General features: G+C 34.1%; 19 protein-coding genes and 1 pseudogene. 7 read left to right on the forward strand and 13 right to left on the reverse strand.

What is annotated here, in order from left to right:
- Positions 1 to 642: 642 nt before the first annotated feature.
- From PSR12_RS10410 to PSR12_RS10420, 3 genes are read right to left on the reverse strand one after another with little or no spacing between them, the layout of a single operon-like run.
- Complete coding sequence (locus PSR12_RS10410; protein ID WP_274773070.1) at positions 643 to 1,779, reverse strand: zinc-dependent alcohol dehydrogenase; 1,137 nt, start codon at positions 1,777 to 1,779, stop codon at positions 643 to 645.
- Between the two features lie 22 nt (positions 1,780 to 1,801).
- The gene (locus tag PSR12_RS10415) at positions 1,802 to 2,164 is read right to left on the reverse strand and encodes a spore coat protein (protein WP_274773072.1); all 363 of its coding nucleotides are present in this window, start codon (positions 2,162 to 2,164) and stop codon (positions 1,802 to 1,804) included.
- Between the two features lie 12 nt (positions 2,165 to 2,176).
- A complete protein-coding gene (locus tag PSR12_RS10420) occupies positions 2,177 to 2,386 on the reverse strand; it encodes a hypothetical protein (protein ID WP_016993944.1) in 210 nt (69 codons plus the stop codon).
- Between the two features lie 286 nt (positions 2,387 to 2,672).
- Between PSR12_RS10420 and PSR12_RS10425 the strand changes: the two genes are divergently transcribed.
- Positions 2,673 to 2,981 (forward strand): helix-turn-helix domain-containing protein, encoded by a 309-nt coding sequence (locus tag PSR12_RS10425; protein WP_274773076.1) that lies wholly within the window; start codon positions 2,673 to 2,675, stop codon positions 2,979 to 2,981.
- A 309-nt stretch (positions 2,982 to 3,290) separates the two neighbouring features.
- On the opposite strand, the gene PSR12_RS10430 is transcribed toward PSR12_RS10425, so the two are convergent.
- From PSR12_RS10430 to PSR12_RS10440, 3 genes are all read right to left on the reverse strand, one after another.
- A complete protein-coding gene (locus tag PSR12_RS10430) occupies positions 3,291 to 3,935 on the reverse strand; it encodes an NAD(P)-dependent oxidoreductase (protein ID WP_221679840.1) in 645 nt (214 codons plus the stop codon).
- 94 nt (positions 3,936 to 4,029) lie between these two features.
- The gene (locus PSR12_RS10435; RefSeq protein WP_274773079.1) at positions 4,030 to 4,692 is read right to left on the reverse strand and encodes an SDR family NAD(P)-dependent oxidoreductase; all 663 of its coding nucleotides are present in this window, start codon (positions 4,690 to 4,692) and stop codon (positions 4,030 to 4,032) included.
- Between the two features lie 115 nt (positions 4,693 to 4,807).
- Entirely contained in the window at positions 4,808 to 5,518 is a 711-nt protein-coding gene (locus PSR12_RS10440) for a DsbA family oxidoreductase (RefSeq protein WP_221679836.1), read from the reverse strand.
- Between the two features lie 268 nt (positions 5,519 to 5,786).
- On the opposite strand from PSR12_RS10440, the gene PSR12_RS10445 reads away from it, so the two are divergent.
- Positions 5,787 to 6,368 (forward strand): TetR/AcrR family transcriptional regulator, encoded by a 582-nt coding sequence (locus PSR12_RS10445; RefSeq protein WP_221679834.1) that lies wholly within the window; start codon positions 5,787 to 5,789, stop codon positions 6,366 to 6,368.
- Positions 6,369 to 7,904: 1,536 nt separating this feature from the next.
- Positions 7,905 to 8,513 carry a YpjP family protein gene (locus PSR12_RS10460; protein ID WP_036080766.1) on the forward strand — a complete coding sequence of 203 codons (609 nt, stop codon included), beginning with the start codon at positions 7,905 to 7,907 and terminating at the stop codon, positions 8,511 to 8,513.
- Between the two features lie 599 nt (positions 8,514 to 9,112).
- Here the strand turns inward: PSR12_RS10460 and PSR12_RS10465 are convergent.
- The 3 genes from PSR12_RS10465 to PSR12_RS23835 form a co-directional block, all read right to left on the reverse strand.
- Positions 9,113 to 10,132, reverse strand: a complete 1,020-nt coding sequence (locus PSR12_RS10465; RefSeq protein ID WP_221682336.1) for a DUF4179 domain-containing protein — start codon at positions 10,130 to 10,132, stop codon at positions 9,113 to 9,115.
- A complete protein-coding gene (locus tag PSR12_RS10470; RefSeq protein ID WP_274773083.1) occupies positions 10,125 to 10,658 on the reverse strand; it encodes a sigma-70 family RNA polymerase sigma factor in 534 nt (177 codons plus the stop codon). Before PSR12_RS10470 ends, PSR12_RS10465 begins: the two co-directional genes overlap by 8 nt.
- 80 nt (positions 10,659 to 10,738) lie before the next feature.
- Positions 10,739 to 10,828 carry a hypothetical protein gene (locus tag PSR12_RS23835; RefSeq protein ID WP_320939500.1) on the reverse strand — a complete coding sequence of 30 codons (90 nt, stop codon included), beginning with the start codon at positions 10,826 to 10,828 and terminating at the stop codon, positions 10,739 to 10,741.
- A 218-nt stretch (positions 10,829 to 11,046) separates the two neighbouring features.
- Here PSR12_RS23835 and PSR12_RS10480 point away from each other — a divergent pair, with 218 nt between their 5' ends.
- From PSR12_RS10480 to PSR12_RS10495, 4 genes are all read left to right on the forward strand, one after another.
- Complete coding sequence (locus PSR12_RS10480; RefSeq protein ID WP_221682334.1) at positions 11,047 to 11,214, forward strand: hypothetical protein; 168 nt, start codon at positions 11,047 to 11,049, stop codon at positions 11,212 to 11,214.
- A gap of 387 nt (positions 11,215 to 11,601) precedes the next feature.
- Entirely contained in the window at positions 11,602 to 11,925 is a 324-nt protein-coding gene (locus PSR12_RS10485) for a BLB8/JUQZ-1 family protein (protein ID WP_221682333.1), read from the forward strand.
- A 254-nt stretch (positions 11,926 to 12,179) separates the two neighbouring features.
- On the forward strand, positions 12,180 to 12,401 hold the full coding sequence (locus PSR12_RS10490) for a transcriptional regulator (RefSeq protein ID WP_274773085.1): 222 nt from the start codon (positions 12,180 to 12,182) through the stop codon (positions 12,399 to 12,401).
- Positions 12,402 to 12,670: 269 nt separating this feature from the next.
- The gene (locus PSR12_RS10495) at positions 12,671 to 12,814 is read left to right on the forward strand and encodes a hypothetical protein (RefSeq protein WP_274773087.1); all 144 of its coding nucleotides are present in this window, start codon (positions 12,671 to 12,673) and stop codon (positions 12,812 to 12,814) included.
- A gap of 507 nt (positions 12,815 to 13,321) precedes the next feature.
- On the opposite strand, the gene PSR12_RS10500 is transcribed toward PSR12_RS10495, so the two are convergent.
- From PSR12_RS10500 to PSR12_RS10510, 4 genes and pseudogenes are all read right to left on the reverse strand, one after another.
- On the reverse strand, positions 13,322 to 14,821 hold the full coding sequence (locus PSR12_RS10500; protein WP_274773088.1) for an SH3 domain-containing protein: 1,500 nt from the start codon (positions 14,819 to 14,821) through the stop codon (positions 13,322 to 13,324).
- Positions 14,822 to 15,155: 334 nt separating this feature from the next.
- Positions 15,156 to 15,233, reverse strand: a pseudogene (locus tag PSR12_RS23875) (hypothetical protein); the annotation flags it as partial.
- 473 nt (positions 15,234 to 15,706) lie between these two features.
- Positions 15,707 to 16,144 carry a carboxymuconolactone decarboxylase family protein gene (locus PSR12_RS10505; protein WP_274773091.1) on the reverse strand — a complete coding sequence of 146 codons (438 nt, stop codon included), beginning with the start codon at positions 16,142 to 16,144 and terminating at the stop codon, positions 15,707 to 15,709.
- A gap of 14 nt (positions 16,145 to 16,158) precedes the next feature.
- Complete coding sequence (locus tag PSR12_RS10510; RefSeq protein ID WP_274773093.1) at positions 16,159 to 16,800, reverse strand: FMN-dependent NADH-azoreductase; 642 nt, start codon at positions 16,798 to 16,800, stop codon at positions 16,159 to 16,161.
- Positions 16,801 to 16,878 lie beyond the last annotated feature (78 nt).

A 16,878-nucleotide genomic window follows, 5' to 3' on the forward strand; every position in this document is an offset into this window, starting at 1 on the left:
AGTAAATATCCAATTCAAAATGAATGGAGGTATAGTCCCCAAAGTGACGTTTGGGAGTATAGCTGAACATAACCTTGTGATGGCATTTGTTATTCCACAATCGGGCGCGATTGTGGAGCAACACAGGTAGAAAACAATCAAACTTTTTTATAAAAACCTAACTTAAAACTGCTAAAGAGGAATCCCCTTTGATCAATCTTTTTTCAAAAAGGATTCTTCTTATTATAATAAAATAAGGGTTTGCGAGGTATTTTTGCTCAAACTTTATTTCAAAGCAATATCTGATCGACATTAAACTTAAAGACTATTAATAAATGTTCATTTTAAGTAGACTCTAGCTGAACAAAATAGAATGTAGTAATATCAATGTATCAGATTGTTCATTATAAGTTGTTCAATTAAAGTAGTCGATACATAATGATTTTTGGTTAGCCAACGATTAGTTCTGTTGATCAAAATGTAGTTCGCCAGTCGAAGAGGCTTGAATAAAGGACTATGCATTTGATGTTAGCAGGTGCTCAAATATTGATGCCATTTTTTGAAGAATCACTTTCAGAGGTAATACATATAAATATATACCCCTAGTTCAATGGAAAAAGGTACTTTTGCAATACAGAGACAAAAGTACCTAAACTCTTCTATTTAGGGTTTTAAAACCACTTTAATGCAACCTTCTTGCTTTGTATCGAATATTTCATATGCATGTTTTGCTTTTTCAAGAGGGAGAACATGTGTAATGATATCACCGACATTCACTTTTCCTTCAGCCATTAAGTTATAGACATGAGGCATGATATGAACAACTGGGGCTTGTCCAGTACGAATCGCTACATTGCGTTGGAATATATCTCCGAGTGGGAAGGCGTTGTATCGACCGCCGTATACACCGGTAATTTGGATTGTTCCTCCTTTACGTACAGCTTGACTGGCCGTGACAAGGGCTCCCATAGCACCACCTTGAAGTTTTACCCCACTTGCAAGAAATTCTAGAGGCGTCATTTTTCCGCTCATCCCTACGCAATCAATGACAACGTCTGCACCGCCCTTGGTAATCTCTTTCAAGTATTCACCACAATTTTCATGGTCTTCAAAATTAACGATTTCGACGTTATTTGTCTTCTTTGCATGTTTCAGACGATACCCGATGTAGTCAACTGCAATTACTCTTTCTGCTCCTTTCAACCAAGCAAATTTTTGTGCTAGCAGTCCAACAGGTCCGCAGCCAAGAATAATAACAGTATCTCCTTTCTTCACACCAGCATTATCTACACTCCAAAAAGCAGTAGAGGCGGCATCGGCAAGGAGAACAAGACTTTCATCAGGTACTTCTGATTTCTCTGGAATTTTGAAAGGGATAAAATTGGCATAGGGCACCCGCATAAACTCTGCCTGTCCTCCTGGAAAACCGCCTGTTGTGTCTGAATAACCAAAGTAGGCACCCATTTCGCCATTATCGTTTGCATTATCACATTGACTTTCCAGATCATGATTGCAGTACCAGCATTCCCCGCATGCAATATTAAAAGGAATGACAATCCGGTCACCCTTTTTAACCTTCGTCACATCTTTTCCAACTTCTTCTACAATACCCATTGGTTCATGACCAATGACATAATCTTGTCCAAGATTCGGAATCATACCATGAATCAAATGCAAGTCTGATCCGCAAATGGCAGTTGTGGTTAAACGAACAATAATATCATCGGCTTTTTTTATTTTAGGGTCTTGTACTTCTTTAACCTCAACATTTTTTACACCTTGAAAAGTGACAGCTTTCATTAAAAAAATCCCTCATTTTCGTTTATTTTTTCGGTGAGGTAGGGAACATTCCTTTTCGATTCATATCTTTAGGGAATAAATCCAACTGGGCAATATTAATCGCATTTTCTGCAGATTTAATATCCAGTTCTTTTTGACCTGCAAGATCATAAGGCTTCAGCCATTCTTTTTTTACCATCAGTTCAGAAATTTCGAAATATAAATCGACCATGACATCCAGCTGAGTTCTCAAGATTTTCTGAAGAGCAGGAGAAGCTGTTTCTGTTAAGGCAATTGAAAGATTCCGAATACCCGTTTTGGTTGTAAGTAAAAACTCAAGAGCAAGCCCCAAATCAGTTAGTTCAGGCATCCCAACTGAATTTATAGGATCTAAATAGTCTTGCATACAATTGTCCTCCTAATATTCCAATTCCGATTTTGAGTAGAGCTTAACCATAGCAGTGAGTGCCGGGGTAGATAATTTTACATTTTTGTCCAATAACGCTCTTAAATCATCATCAAAGACCACACCTTGACTCAGCTTCGATTTAAGTAAACTAGTTGTCATAAAGTTAATGACTTCATGAAATTCCATGGTTTCATGAAGTGCTAATTTTTTCTCAAACACGTAATTCGCACCTCCATAATTTTCTTTAAAAAGTCTTCCCTTTAGCAAGTTATTTATACAAATTCTCATTGGATTAAAAAACTATATTGATAGCTAAAATCTGATTTAAAATTGAATTTCTTCCATTATTTTCACTCAACCCATTTATTACATTACTTATGTGCTTGAAACCTTATGAAAATTAGTTTTAGGCATTTTTCTCTTTGTCTAAAGAAAATGCGGAATAGCATATAATAGGTAGACAGATTAAAAAATAAAATCTGTTTATTTAAGGGGAGTATTTTTTATGGGGCAAAGCAAACATTCACTCGAGTTGAAACTACATATCCTTCAATTGTTCGAAGAAGGTCACTATTCTATAAATGAATTGTGTGAAAGATTTTCATTAGATCATCAAACTTTTCATAGATGGAAAATGAAATTTGAGGCAGGTGGACGTGAAAGATTACAAGAAGCGGCTTCATGTAAATTCTATTCAAAAGAGTTAAAGTTAGCGGCTGTGGAGGACTACATTCAACGGAATTATTCACAAATGGAAGTGTTAACTAAATGTGGTATTGGTATCCAAAAAAACAATCTGCTGATGATTTGTTAATAGCATTGGAGCAACCTGACAAAAAAACTATTACTACTGAAAAGAAATAGTATTTTAACCTCATAAGTATCCTTCTTTCCATAATAAGTCGTTAATTTCCATTTAAAGTTTCATTTGTGATTATTTGAATTAAACTGCTTCGTTAGTTCAATAAAGAAAAAAGAGCTGCATATTGTAGAGTTATAAAAAAGATTGATTATTTAAAACAAAGTTCGATTATTTAAAATAAAGATGGATCATTAATAAAATTTGATAAAAAGTAACCTCTTCGGGTATGATATCCGCAAGAGGTTACCGTTAAAAGATAGATTAATTATTATAAACAATGGGCATTTTTCTTATTAACGTGCCTTGTCCAATAGTGGAATATATAAATTTTGCTACATTCTCTCTAGAGACAGACAGTTTAGCCGATTGATATCCAATCGAATAACCATAAAGTTGCCCATTGTGTTTTATATTCGGATTAATAATTCTTACAACAGTCCAATCTAAGTTGGATTGCTTAATAATCCTTTCCATCTTCTTCATTTCAGCATAACCGTTTGGTAAGAAGAGTTTTGCCAATATTCTTGGCAAAACTGTCGATAAGTTTTTCTTATCATCTTTCGATTGTAAGGCCGGTGTTGCTAGAGTAATAAATCTCCTTTTGTTGAACTTCTTCATTGCTATGATAATCCGGTCATGTCCGTCGGCAATTGGCGTACCTTTAAGCTTTCGAGATATATCATTCGGGGGCCCCATTGTGCTAATTACAACATCAGCTTCTGCAACTGCAGTTTCAATGGCTGGTGTGTCCGAGAGTTCCCCTCTTACAAGCCGTAAATTCGAATGATTTATCTTGATCTTCTTAGTATTTCTAACATAAGCAGTAACAAGATCTCCGTTGTCTAATGCAATTTCCATTAGGAGATGACCGATTGCCCCACTTGCCCCAAAAATAGTTATGTTCATTCCTTTCCTACCACCTCGAGCGTATTATGTTCCTAAATAAAATGCATCTAATTTCTATACCAAAATTCGTGTCAATTTATTCTTAAAGGCTCTTTTATGACACATAATCATCAGTAACTAATTCTTCAACTCGATCTCTTTTGGTATACATGTCATACCAAATGTCAGCGATTTTGTCTTGTACTCCTGAATTTGGCTGCATCCAGATACCAATCGAAACATGCCCAGCATAAATACCCTTGTCCCTTAATTCATTGCTCAAATTTAATATATAATTTCGAAGGCCAGAAACAGCAATTCCGACATTACCCATCATTGGTACTGGATTCATTGCGGCAGCACCCGTCGTAAATAACAAAGCACCTTCTTGTTTATCCAACATATCTGGAAGGACTTCTCGAATACTTGATATTGCACCCATAACATTGAATTGAAATTGGTAAAATGCATTTTCTTCCGTTACTTCCAAAGCATTTGCTACTGTATCGATACTCGGAGTAGGGCTATATTCAAGCACATCAATAAATCCGTAATTTTCTTTGATCTTTGCAAATGCTAAACCAATTTCTGCTTTATTTAATATATCTGCTTGATATGCTACTGCTTCAACTCCTATTACTTCTAATTCATTAACCAGTTGGTTTAACTTTTCTTCATTTCGGGCAATAAGCGCCACACGAAATCCATTTTGTCCGAATTTTTTAGCAATAGACATTCCTAATCCAGGTCCTGCACCAACAATTACAATATTTTTCATAGTTTTATTCCTCCATAGTTCCAAATTTTTCAAAAAATTTTTATCATTATTGAATACTACCTTATGTGATCGCCTTTTGATCTTTAGCAAAATAAAAATGATTTTATTCTTAACTTTATTTTGAACATGTTCCATCTGAACAATAATTATCAAGTGATGGCTCTAATTGCTCTTCAGCTTTATTATTCGCGTAATCTTCTTTCCAAACCTGTTGTAATGTTTCTAAAAATACTTGGTTAGATTGCGCACCTGAGATGGCATATTTGTTATCCACCACGAAAAGGGGAACGCCTTGAACCCCAATTTTTATTCCTTCGGCTTTATCAGCTGCAATTTTCTCGCTATATTTATCATTTGCTAAAACATTCAAAGTTTCGTTGGCATTAAGACCTAACTCATTTGCAAGTTGGGCAAGTGTTGATGGGTCACCGATATCTAGTGAATCCGTGAAGTGAGCCTTCATAATTCGATCCATATATTCCTCCATCTTCCCATTCTCTTTTGCATAATACGAAAGTCGAAGTGCATCATATGAATTCGTAGGAATCATTGTATCTAATTGATAATCTAACCCCACCTTTTTCGCATGCTGTTTCAACTTATTATTCCTTTCTTTTGCTTTTTCATATGGGATACCATGCTTGGAAGATGAAACTTGATGGATATCCATACCTGTGTTTTTTTTCGCATATGGATCTAATTGAAAACTACGAAATACTACTTCTACTTTTTCTTTATGTTCAAACTGTTCTAACCCTATTTCAAAGTTATGTTTGCCCATATAACAAAACGGGCATACAAAATCTGACCAAATCTCTACTTTCATCTTTTGAACCTCCTTATTTTTAAAGTTTTCTCGCCTAAATTGATTAATGTATTATTTATTCCGTCTGCGATTTAAACAAAACACAACCATTTTGGGTTTGAAAAACAACACTTGTAATTTAGGCAACACTGGTTGTTTAAGTTATGATATTATGAAATAGAAGTATTAACAACCACCAAAATGGCTAATAAGTTGTTTACACAACACTTCTGTAATATTGTCGTTTTTAAACATCATTATGTAGCCCAATAAGGAGAAGAAAAACGATATGGAAAAAAATGATCCGAGAATACTTCGCACAAGACAATTGATAGTAGACGCATTTATTTCATTAACTAGCGAAAAAGACTTCAACCAAATAACGGTACGCGATATCGCTGAAAAAGCTACTATTAACCGCGCTACATTTTATGCGCACTTTGAAGATAAATTTGAGTTGTTACATTCTACAATCACCAATACTTTTACAGACAAATTAAAAAAAAGAATTAATAATCACAGTGGATTCAATGAGGAAGTCCTTGCAAACATTTTCCTAGCTATGTGTGATCACCATAAAGAGTTAAGCGACTTATGCCATAAAGGTTATAATTCTTTAGGAACAATTATAGAAAGTAAAATTAAAGAAGAGTTACAGAAGCTAATAGCTGATCTTGTGTTAAAAGAAACTAAAAATACCATTTTAATTGGAGATAAACAATTTGTAGCAACCCTATCTACTATACTAAGTTGGGGGATCTACGGAGCAACATACACGTGGAATAATAATGGAAGACCTATTTCAGCAGAAGAGCTAGTGACTAAATCCCTTCCAATATTCACAAATGGAATAAGTGAGTATTTCTATTAATGAAACTCAGTTATTATTTAAGTACCCAATTGTAAAACAGCATAGGCAGAAAGTAATTTTATTTAAAATATAACTGATGTTGAGGGACAGTATACAGATGCGATGATAAAAGCAGTTGTAAAAGAGGGTTATAAAGTAGTGATGTGGTCTTGGCACCACATTAGATTGGAAAAACCCATGTGTAAATAAAATTGTTGATACTGTATTAAAAGGAGTACAGGGAGGGAACATTGTTCTTTTTTTATGATGGTGGAGGATATCGCGAGCAAACTGTAAAAGCTTTAGAGTACTATCAGAACTAGAAAAAGAAGGATTGATAAGATACAGAAAACAAATAAAGCCGAGTGTGCCAACACGCATCGGCTTTTGTGAAATGTGTAGCTATTAATTAGTGTTAAAAGATTAACAAAAAAGTAGCTCTTTCTGAACACTCTGAGGTGCGAAAACCAATGTGACTGTAAGCGTAATAGTTAATTATTCAACTGATAATTTTTGATATAAAAAGTGGCACATAAGAGGGCTGGTTTTTAATGATCAGCTAAGTAAAAGGCTTGATATTTACCAATCGGGCAAGATTGTTGAGCAAAACAGGTAGAAAATATCAAACTTTTTTATAACAACCTAACTTAAAACTGCTAAAGAAAAATCCCTTTTGATTAATCTTTTTTCAAAAGGGATTCTTCTTACTTTAACGTAAAATAAGGGGTTTCAGAGTATTTTTGCTCAAACTTTATTTCAAAGCAACACCAGTTCCGCATTCCAAACTTCTACTGAAAACCTCCACTGATTGTTCTTCTAATTCTTTCATTACATGGCCGTAAATTTCATAAATCATTGCTGGTGTATTCTCTAAGCGCTGAGCAATAGCTTTTAAGTTCTGGTCGCTGTTAATAAAATTGTTGCATGGGTATGACGTAAATCATGAAAAGTAATTTTTGGTTCACCATCATAGTTTAATATACTAGCTTTTAAAATCGTATCTCAATACATTTTATGAATGGTAGCACCATGCAATAGGGTTATTTGATTTATTAATAAATACAAATAACTTTATTTGCTTAACTTCACCGAAATTATAAAATTTTAGATTAGCAAATTTTTCGGAAAATTGAGTTAATACCAAAATTGAAAATTGCTTACACGCTGCCCAGAATTATTAATATTATATTAGCCCCAACAAGCCCCAACATAGTCCCAAAACGAGCCACAACTGTGCATTATTTTGCGTTACTATGCAATGTAAAGAAAAATGAAAAACCCCAAAAGCTGCATATAACAGGCTTTTAGGGCTTTGTAGGGTACATATTACAAAATATAAAAATTAGTCCGTGAAACATAAAGATGATAAGTAACCTAACATTAATAAAAGACCAATACCCATTGCGATGCTCATGCTTTGTACCTCCTTTAAAAAAACGACACATTATTCATAAATATTGTACAATGAATTATAGAAATATGAAACCTTTTAATGGCGAGAACGTATATAATAATAGGAGAATTACCAATTTGTACATAAAGAGTAGGTGACAATAAATGAAAACGTGGGTTAAGAAAAGTATAGTCATCATGGTTGCGTTTTTAACATTTGGTTTAATAACGCCTACACATGAGATTTGGGAAGCATTTGATCAAAATCCTTCGAACCGTGCATCCATCGGCCCCTCATCAGGGACAAGCACTGCTTTAGCTGCTGAGCATGATGATAGCAGTGACGAGCAGCTACAAATACAAGAGGAAGCAATTGATTATAATGCCTTACTCGTAGATGCAGCTAGAGAACAATCGTACATAAAATTTGGCACAAAAATTGGTCCAAAAATTAGCAATGAATTCGACAGCATCATCTTCCCGAAAATGGAGGAAGCCATTGCAATGACAGTGGCTAATCTTGATGATCAAACTGCTGCATCTTTAACCATCTCTGAAAGGCCAAGCGGTAATTACGGTGAGAAAATTTTCAATGTCATCAACAATGAAACTGGCACAGATTTAATTCGCTTCCATGTGCGCACAGAAAAAAGACCGCAGGAAGGCTACTACTACAACTTCCATTACCACAGTGTCGAGGACAACTTCATGGCACACAACAACCTTGGCGATATCTATTGGGAAAAAAACACACCACCTAAGTGGTTGTCATAGAATACCCGAAACACTCGTATTGAATACGGGTGTTTTTTTGTTGTAAAACGTTGATATATAAGTGTTTGTTGTAGTTCATTAAGTTGTTGATTTTTAACAAAATAGAGAGAGGGGGAGGTAGGGAAAAGCATGTACCTCAAAATGTATCCCAAATTCTTCATTTTTTGCTTAGATTTTTCAAATGAACCTAAAGTTGATGATTTCATCCATGAGATTAGATGCGTGTACCTCATCTTTTTCGAATGAATGTGCATAAACTTTATAAGGCGTCTACGGAGTATATATAGCGTAAAGGAACATAAGTAGTTCCATTGTATGTAAAAGGCTTATCTTCTGGCATCTTAGACACCGGGTTAACTACTGAAAATCCGATTAATTAACTTTGCATACACTTTTATTCCTCCATAAATTTAATTAAATGAGACAAATTGCTCGATTTCAATAATCCTTTATTCATCGTTAGATTATGTTTTGAATGAACAATTTTACTCATTTTTTAAAAATATTTTTAAAAAATATTTTATTCTAATATCATTTAATAAATTGATTTTTCAAGTGAATAAAAGCCATAGCGTTTGCACACGCTACAGCTTGTATCCTTATTTACTTTTATTTAAAGGAACGACCAATTCTAGTTCCTTTATTTCTTCGCTAAAACCTTCTCGATTTGTATGACTGGGCTTGAGTGTTAATGATTTTGGTATCGTATCCATTGGAGGCAAAGTCAGTACCATATGATGACCATAGTTCCCAGCCATACCTGCTTGTAGTTTCAGTTTATCATATACATGACCATTATCATCGACTACAGAGAAATCAAACCATGGCCAACTATCGTTTTCATCCATTTCAGTAGGATAATCAATTGTTAGGTCTATTCTTGTTGATAGAGGTGAAAATGTTACTTTGTCGGCCGTTAATGTATAAACTTCATCGACAGTTTCAGTTGTAACTTCTGGATAAAACTCAAATACATCACCTTTAATTTTTTCAAGTGGGAAAGCCACCCTCAACTTGCCCTCATAGCCAAATAAATCTTCGCCATGCACCGCAATCTCAATTTTATCTCCATATTCATTATAATTAGAAAAAGTAAATTGATGATGTTCTATTATTGTTTTCGAGTTTATGTCAACTTGCCCTGTTGAACTAATCGCTGGTTTAACTGGTTGTCCATTAATTGTTATATAATTAAAGCCAACAACTTCTTCTTTCATCGAAAGTTCTTTTTCTCCTGTGTAAACTAATGTTACGATTAACCGGCTACCATCATAAGCTGCTTCTTTTACAGTCATTGTTAAGCCATTTTTACTATCTTGTTTATCAATTATTGTCGTAAGTTGATCGTGTTCAATTTTATCTGAGGCAATGTCTCTAAAGTCCTTATAAATTGGACCAATTAGGGGGATATTTGATAATGCTTCTGCCATGCCTGTTGAAACAAATCCAGAACCAAGCAAAGTAATACATAACCCACACGCAACCAAGATTGACCGTTTTGAGGTTCTTACTTTTCTTTTTTTCTTGCCTTGAAAGATAGCCGTCTTCTCCCTTGCCATTAGCTTTTCAATAGGTACATTTATGTTGTTGATAGATTGATTGAATTTGCCTTTATTCATAAAGATAGCCCTCCTTTAAAATGGGTCTTAGCTCTTTTTTCGCTCTATTTAAGTGTGATTTCACGGTTCCTTCTGGATAATTCATTATGGTAGATATTTCCTTGATAGACAGATCATGATAGTACCTCAACAAAATAATGGTCTTAACAGTTGGATTTAAGAATTTAAAGGCTTCTGATAAATCCATCGAATGCATAATAAAATCAACATTTTCAGAATCGATTAATTCAGTAAAGATTTCCTCATTATCTGTAGTAAAATGGTGGGATTCTTTCCGAATAAAATCAATCGATTTAAAAACTAGAATTTTTGTAATCCAACTCGAAAAACTTTCAGGGTTTTTTAATGTCTTTATTGAAATATAAGCTGTATAAATAGTTTCTTGATAGACATCAAGAGCATCTTGTTCATTTCTAACATACGCATAGGCTGTTCGGTACAGCTTTTGTCGAACAGAACCTATCAGTTGTTCAAATGATTCATCATCACCCTTTTTTGCTTTTTTTACTAATTTTGCTATATCCATTTTGCTTCTCCTCTCCGTTACACAATAAAGTCGAATGAGGAGGTAAATCGGTTGCAAAATAATTAAACACATTAAACTTGTTATACATTATCTTTTTCCATTTCCTTTAGCCTAAGATAAAATGCCGCCTGACTAATTCCTGTAATTGTACATATCTCCTTTACAGTTATATCGGAGTATTACGTAATTCAATAGCATGGTTCTTTTACTTATCTGTATTTTTTTAACTTTTCCTCGATGTTACCACTTTGCTTACTCAATTTAATTCCTGAATGTTTCTTCTTACTAGGTATTGAATGGGGTGGTTACTGGCAGGCAGGAAATTTTGATGCTCCACACTTTGAGATTCTAAAATTGGGCTATACCTAAAGAAGATGATGATAAAACATTGAGATTTACAAATCCAGCAACTGAAAATGCAGTACGCGACTACATCAAACAGACTGTAGATAAAGGGGAAATCGATAAGTCGTTGCTTGATAAATTTGATTCAGGTACTATGACAAGTGATAATTTTGAAGGATTGAAGATCATCATTGCGCAACGAGCATACTAAAAACTATAAGATCAGCAAAGCTATTTAGTCGAGCTGGTTTTAATACATAGTAATAAAAGTGACAATTCTGCGAAAATTATTAGAGGATTATAAGAAATGAACTAAATGAAGGTGTCAAGGATTTTAGTGTGAATTTAACTAAAAATGTTACTTTTGTTATATAAAATAATAAAAAATGCGCCAAATAATGACAGTATAAGTGGCGTGATTTGGCGTACTTTCAAAATAATTAATTGAGCACCGCCAAAAAATGACGGAGTGAACGCCAAAAAATGGCGTAATTATTCAATTGAATTATTATTTTCAGGAATGGTAGGATAATAGTTACTCGAGGGTATTTTGCTATAGCAATTTATGTTAATTACAAATAAAGAAAGGTGATTATATATGAAAAAAATTAAAAAAATAGTTTTAGCTTCTGCATTAGCTTTATCAGCGTTTGCGTTACCATTAACAACTACACAACAAGCATCTGCTGCAAGTCCAAATTGTAATTTACCAAATGATAAATTTGGGGGTTCATTTTACAAAACTTTATCAATAGCTCAAATGTATACTTTTGGTGCTGATAATATAGAAATTATTTCGGGTTTTGATGTAGTTACTTTAACTCCTAATAACTCGCTTAAACCACTTAAGCGTGGAACAGCTGTCGTTCATGCACATTTCAAGGATGGTACTTATATATCTTATGATTTTAATATTTTTTAACTGTGCAACAATTCTGTAATTTGTTATTCCCACAGAAGATGCAAACATCTATTTATAGAGCTACATAAGTTCTTAAAACAAATCGCATTTTGAGAAAATAGCCCAGGAACTCATTTATTTTTGAGCCTGGGCATTTTCTATTTCCAGAAATTTTATCTTGTCAAAATACGAATGTTTGCTCCGATTCGTATACAAACAAGTGTTCTTTTATAGATTATAAATGAGGAACATTTCACATATTAGGAGGAACTGTGATGAGAGAGCAACTGATTAAAGCTATGCAGCGTAATCAATTAGTAAACATGATGTATGTATCTAAAATTGGGTCTGTAACAAAAAGGCGAGTAAAAATTTTTAAAATCGTTGGTGATTCATTTCAAGCATTCTGTTTCATGAGACAAACAAAGCGTACATTTTTAATAAGTAGTGTTCTTGCTGGTGTTCCAGTTTTTTACAAGGAGCGTGGCGTTATATAAACTACGAGAATATGCCAAATCGACCAATCATTTGTATCGATATGAAAAGCTTCGATGCCAGCTGTACCGCTATGTTAGAGGGGTTGGATATACTGAAAGATCCAATCGCAGTTGTCGGCAATTTTAGTCAACCAGGTAGGTGGTGCAAGCTGCGTCTCCAGTAATGAAAGATAATTTTAATACTTATGAACTCATACTTGATACACTACTTAAAACAAAACGAATTCCTATTCAAAACATACAGTCAGCTCAATTAGAAGCTGATTATTATGATTAAACCTGATCAACGACAGTTGTTACACCAATACTTACTAATTGAACTAGCAGTGAAGTCCGTACAGATTGATTATCAAAAAACGGAACAATTTAAAAAATTAAAGTTGTATTTCTTCTCCAAATGGATGCCCTTTTAAAAGATTTACGCCAAGAGTATTTCGATCTCAAAAGACAGTTGGTTTAGCAAAAGATACGGGTCATAGGATGGACTAATGTAGATGAATATTTTAGTGATGTACAAATAGCAACTGCTGGCAATGATGTCGTGCTTCGCTATGCCAACCAAGCACTAAAGACTCAAGTAGAAAAATTATTGATCCATCATAGTAATGAGAAGATGAAATGAGAAGATTTAATGTTTCTGAGAAATTAAATCGTTTGAAGAAATAAATAATTCTAAAGAGCCGTTTCTCTATAAAAAGGACGGCTTTCATGGAGTATGTGAAACAATATCCATAAGCTAACGGGTACTTTCCTTCGATATGAATAGGAATTGTGTTTATGATTGATTACCCTATATGCAAGTCCCTTTGTTATGCTTTCACAGCCTCTCCCGTAATCCACATAGGGCTTTATAGCACCATTTAGACAACCATATAAAAGAAAGGTGACTTTTATAGTCACCTTTTCACTTATATAGCAATTTATTTATTGAATATTTGCTCATAACGGTGGAAGAATGCCACTGCGTGCGCTCTTGTGAGAGAATCATTTGGTTTAAACTCTGCATCCGTTTTAGTAGTTGTTAAGTCGAATTCACGTAGAAAATGGATGGCTTCTGGCTGAGATACTGTTTTTCCATAATGCATAGATGCTAGGATACGAGCAAAATTACCACGTGTGATATCTTTGACTGCATATACCTGTTTAGATGCTGAATTACCACCAAGCGTTGGTAGAGCATACTTACTCGCTAGTTGATAGTTTACATCTGCACTCCATGAAGAACTAGGTTTTGTTGAAGCTAATTCATCTGACTTAAAGTAACGGAAAAGTACAGATAACATCTGATTTTCTGTTAAATTTGTGTTTGGTTTCAGTAAGTTTTCGTATTTCTTTGTGGCAGGGTTGTATACGTTTTGATAACCGCTGATAAGACCTTTGTTGACTGCCCATTGAAAATCCTCTGCCCAGTACTGGTCTGCCTTGTAATCAGCGAACTTTGATATATTTATACTACCTACTGGAGTTGTAGGTGTTGGCGTTGAAGCTGAGTAGTTTAAATAACTTGATGCTACATAACCCTCTGTCCCATCATTTCTTTTCACAGGATACCAAACAAAATGGTTTTTCTTCGTTGATACTGCTTCATATTCAAAAGGGCCCGTAATGGTAACAATTTCGCCTTTACGTAAAGTACCCATAGAAGGACTATCCGTAGTAGGTCTTGTTCTAACTGTTACATTAGTTGTTGCACTAACTTTTTGATTTGTTTTAAAAAAGTACTTTGATTTTGTTAATGGTAAATCAAAATCATAGTTCATCGCTGAAAATTTAATATTTTCCCTGCTGTTAGAGTCATATTGAAAATGTTCGCGTTTAAAAGGCAGCTCTGTTAAGTCTATTAATTCTAATTTCTCAATAATTTGGAGAATTCTTTCTTGATAGGCATTTACATTTCTTTTACCAGTCGCTTGGACAAAAGGACTATTTACTGGCTTAGTACCGTTATAAGCCATGATAGCGAAGTACCAATGTTCTAATACATCTTTTTCCCCTCCGTTGATGCTAGGCAAATCCTTCCGCTTAAACATATCATCCAGAGTCTCAACACCAGCTCGAATATTATAGACAATATCGCTTTTTAGTCTATCTTGATTGTAGCCAGCTTGATTTGTAATTTGCATAATGCCAATTCCATTATCAGCTGTCACAATCGCTTTACCATTCATATCGAAATGACGCCAATTTCCACTTTCACCTTCCGCTATTGCCTTCACAATTTCAGGAGGAACATTATAACTCAGTGCTGTTTCGGTTAACAAACAGTTCATTGTTGAATAATCAGGGTTGACCTTCGATGCCGAATCATACTTACATGTATTTGCAATATCATTAGCTAATACATTTTTATCTATATTTATAGTTAGAGAGAGGGCACCAATGACTATACCACTAATCAAAGGTTTCAATATCTTTTTCATCTCTGGTTATTACACTTCCTTTCATATTTTCCAAAGTTAAAAGATTCAGATATATGTTATCATAAACCCAATATTTGGGATAGGGGTAATATTCAATGTTTCTTTCATTTAACAGGTTTGAATGATAAATGATAGCCCTAACATATATTGATTCGGTGAAAGGGTTGTAAATAGTGATACTATTTTAGTGTAACAAATATGAGACTTGGAGAAAAAGTTACACACCTATAATATTTTAATAAATTAAAGGATTCACATACACCAAAAAAACTCAAACCATTTTTGTCTAAGTTTTTTTGTACAGTAATAATTTTAATATGCATTGGTATTTCAGCTAGTAACATTTCTGCAATTCAGGACTTAAAATTAATGTACCTCCCTGTAAGCGTATATTCTCACTTGAGATATTTCCTGTAGAGTTTACTACGTCAAGTAATTAATTCAGAGAGTCACATCTAACAAGGTGTGGCTTTTTAATATTTAAAGAAAAGACTATTGTAAGGAGTTTGTGTGAAAACACAATACTGAGAGGTAAGGGAAAGCATGTACCCCGAAATTTTGAGATGATGGGAATATCACGGATTATTTGGTATTGAAGGTATTCAAGATGGTTCTACTCAACAGGAAATAATTATTGAACAGGGAAACTATCCCAAAATGCCTTCTGCCAGTATTTTCAAAAGGCAAGGAAAATGAAAAAATCAGTCGTTTGATGGAGGAATGTAGGATTGAATTTGTCTTTTCTTGCGCTTACCCGGGAAATTTTTTTATTTCCTAAAGTTACATTTTGTTAAAGGGAGATCGGGGGACTGACAAATGAAAGTACGACTCCAATTAATATCAAACTAATATAAAAAAATAGCTACCTGTTAAGGCAGCCATTTATTATTCCGCAACATTGCCCATAGCAATAGAAATTCGATTCCAACTGTTAATTTGATTAATCAAGATAACTAAATCGACATAAGCCTTTTCATCAAAATGCTTGCGAACACGTTCATATAATTCATCAGGAACGCGTTTATCTGGAATAAGCGTAATATGTTCCGTTAATTCTAATGCTACTTTTTCAGTTTCTGAATAAAAAGTACATTCTCTCCAAGCGCTAATGCAGTATAAACGCTGTTCAGTCTCTCCCATTTTCTTAGCATCAGCAGTGTGCATGTTGATGCAATAGGCACAACCATTAATTTGAGAAGCTCTAATTTTAATGAGCTCACGAAGCTTTCTCTCAATACTACTTTTTTTAGTGTATTTGTCCATTTCTATCATTATCTTCATAGCATCTGGTGCAACTTCATAATAATTCATACGTTGTGTCATTGTGAATCCCTCCATTATTTATTAGCTAATTCAACTGATAATTGATTCGCTTGATAAAGTGCATTTTGCAAGACATCTTCTGTATTCAATAAGGCTGTTCCTTGGACACGAAGAATTTTAAAATCTTCTATTCCAAGAAAGGCAAACATTGATTTAAGGTATTTGTAAGAATACTCCACTTCGGTATACCAATCGTCATTTGAATAGATTGAACCACTTGCCTGTATGAGGATCATGCTCCTTCCATCATTTAATAAGCCCACAGAACCATTTTCCGTATATTTGAATGTTTCTCGCGCAATTAGAATGTTATCCATATAATCCTTTAGCTTTGAAGGAATATTAAAATTATGCAAAGGCATTACAATTAGATATTTATTAGCACTTTTAAATTGAACTAAAATTTCATTCATGCGTTCCAAAACTTCATTTTCTCCGTGTGTCAAAGGATCTCCATTTCGAGAATGTTCCCAGCCACTTAAAACAACTTTATCTATCATCGGAACAACATCTTCATATAGATTAATTTGCTCAATTACTTCATCATTCTGTTTATTTTCTTTGTATGTCCCTAGAAAATGGTCCAATACTTGAAGGCTCAAAGATGTCTTTGATTCCACTTCAGGGTGTGCATTTATCACAAGTAGTTTGCGCATAAAAATCCTCCAGTTAAATAAAGTTGTTACTAATCGTCGATTAACTTAATCGTTGATTAACTTTGTCTACAATGTACG

Source organism: Lysinibacillus sp. G01H (assembly GCF_028872195.1).
Lineage (GTDB): Bacteria > Bacillota > Bacilli > Bacillales_A > Planococcaceae > Lysinibacillus > Lysinibacillus capsici.

Excerpts from the sequence above, each read along its gene's own strand:
- PSR12_RS10445 (WP_221679834.1), top strand. The coding sequence starts at position 5,787 with ATGGAAAAAAATGATCCGAGAATACTTCGCACAAGACAATTGATAGTA.
- PSR12_RS10425 (WP_274773076.1), top strand. The coding sequence starts at position 2,673 with ATGGGGCAAAGCAAACATTCACTCGAGTTGAAACTACATATCCTTCAA.
- PSR12_RS10410 (WP_274773070.1), bottom strand. The coding sequence starts at position 1,779 with ATGAAAGCTGTCACTTTTCAAGGTGTAAAAAATGTTGAGGTTAAAGAA.
- PSR12_RS10495 (WP_274773087.1), top strand. The coding sequence starts at position 12,671 with ATGATTAAACCTGATCAACGACAGTTGTTACACCAATACTTACTAATT.
- PSR12_RS10500 (WP_274773088.1), bottom strand. The coding sequence starts at position 14,821 with ATGAAAAAGATATTGAAACCTTTGATTAGTGGTATAGTCATTGGTGCC.
- PSR12_RS10505 (WP_274773091.1), bottom strand. The coding sequence starts at position 16,144 with ATGACACAACGTATGAATTATTATGAAGTTGCACCAGATGCTATGAAG.
- PSR12_RS10460 (WP_036080766.1), top strand. The coding sequence starts at position 7,905 with ATGAAAACGTGGGTTAAGAAAAGTATAGTCATCATGGTTGCGTTTTTA.
- PSR12_RS10470 (WP_274773083.1), bottom strand. The coding sequence starts at position 10,658 with ATGGATATAGCAAAATTAGTAAAAAAAGCAAAAAAGGGTGATGATGAA.
- PSR12_RS10465 (WP_221682336.1), bottom strand. The coding sequence starts at position 10,132 with ATGAATAAAGGCAAATTCAATCAATCTATCAACAACATAAATGTACCT.
- PSR12_RS10510 (WP_274773093.1), bottom strand. The coding sequence starts at position 16,800 with ATGCGCAAACTACTTGTGATAAATGCACACCCTGAAGTGGAATCAAAG.
- PSR12_RS10415 (WP_274773072.1), bottom strand. The coding sequence starts at position 2,164 with ATGCAAGACTATTTAGATCCTATAAATTCAGTTGGGATGCCTGAACTA.
- PSR12_RS10435 (WP_274773079.1), bottom strand. The coding sequence starts at position 4,692 with ATGAAAAATATTGTAATTGTTGGTGCAGGACCTGGATTAGGAATGTCT.
- PSR12_RS10430 (WP_221679840.1), bottom strand. The coding sequence starts at position 3,935 with ATGAACATAACTATTTTTGGGGCAAGTGGGGCAATCGGTCATCTCCTA.
- PSR12_RS10485 (WP_221682333.1), top strand. The coding sequence starts at position 11,602 with ATGAAAAAAATTAAAAAAATAGTTTTAGCTTCTGCATTAGCTTTATCA.
- PSR12_RS10440 (WP_221679836.1), bottom strand. The coding sequence starts at position 5,518 with ATGAAAGTAGAGATTTGGTCAGATTTTGTATGCCCGTTTTGTTATATG.
- PSR12_RS10490 (WP_274773085.1), top strand. The coding sequence starts at position 12,180 with ATGAGAGAGCAACTGATTAAAGCTATGCAGCGTAATCAATTAGTAAAC.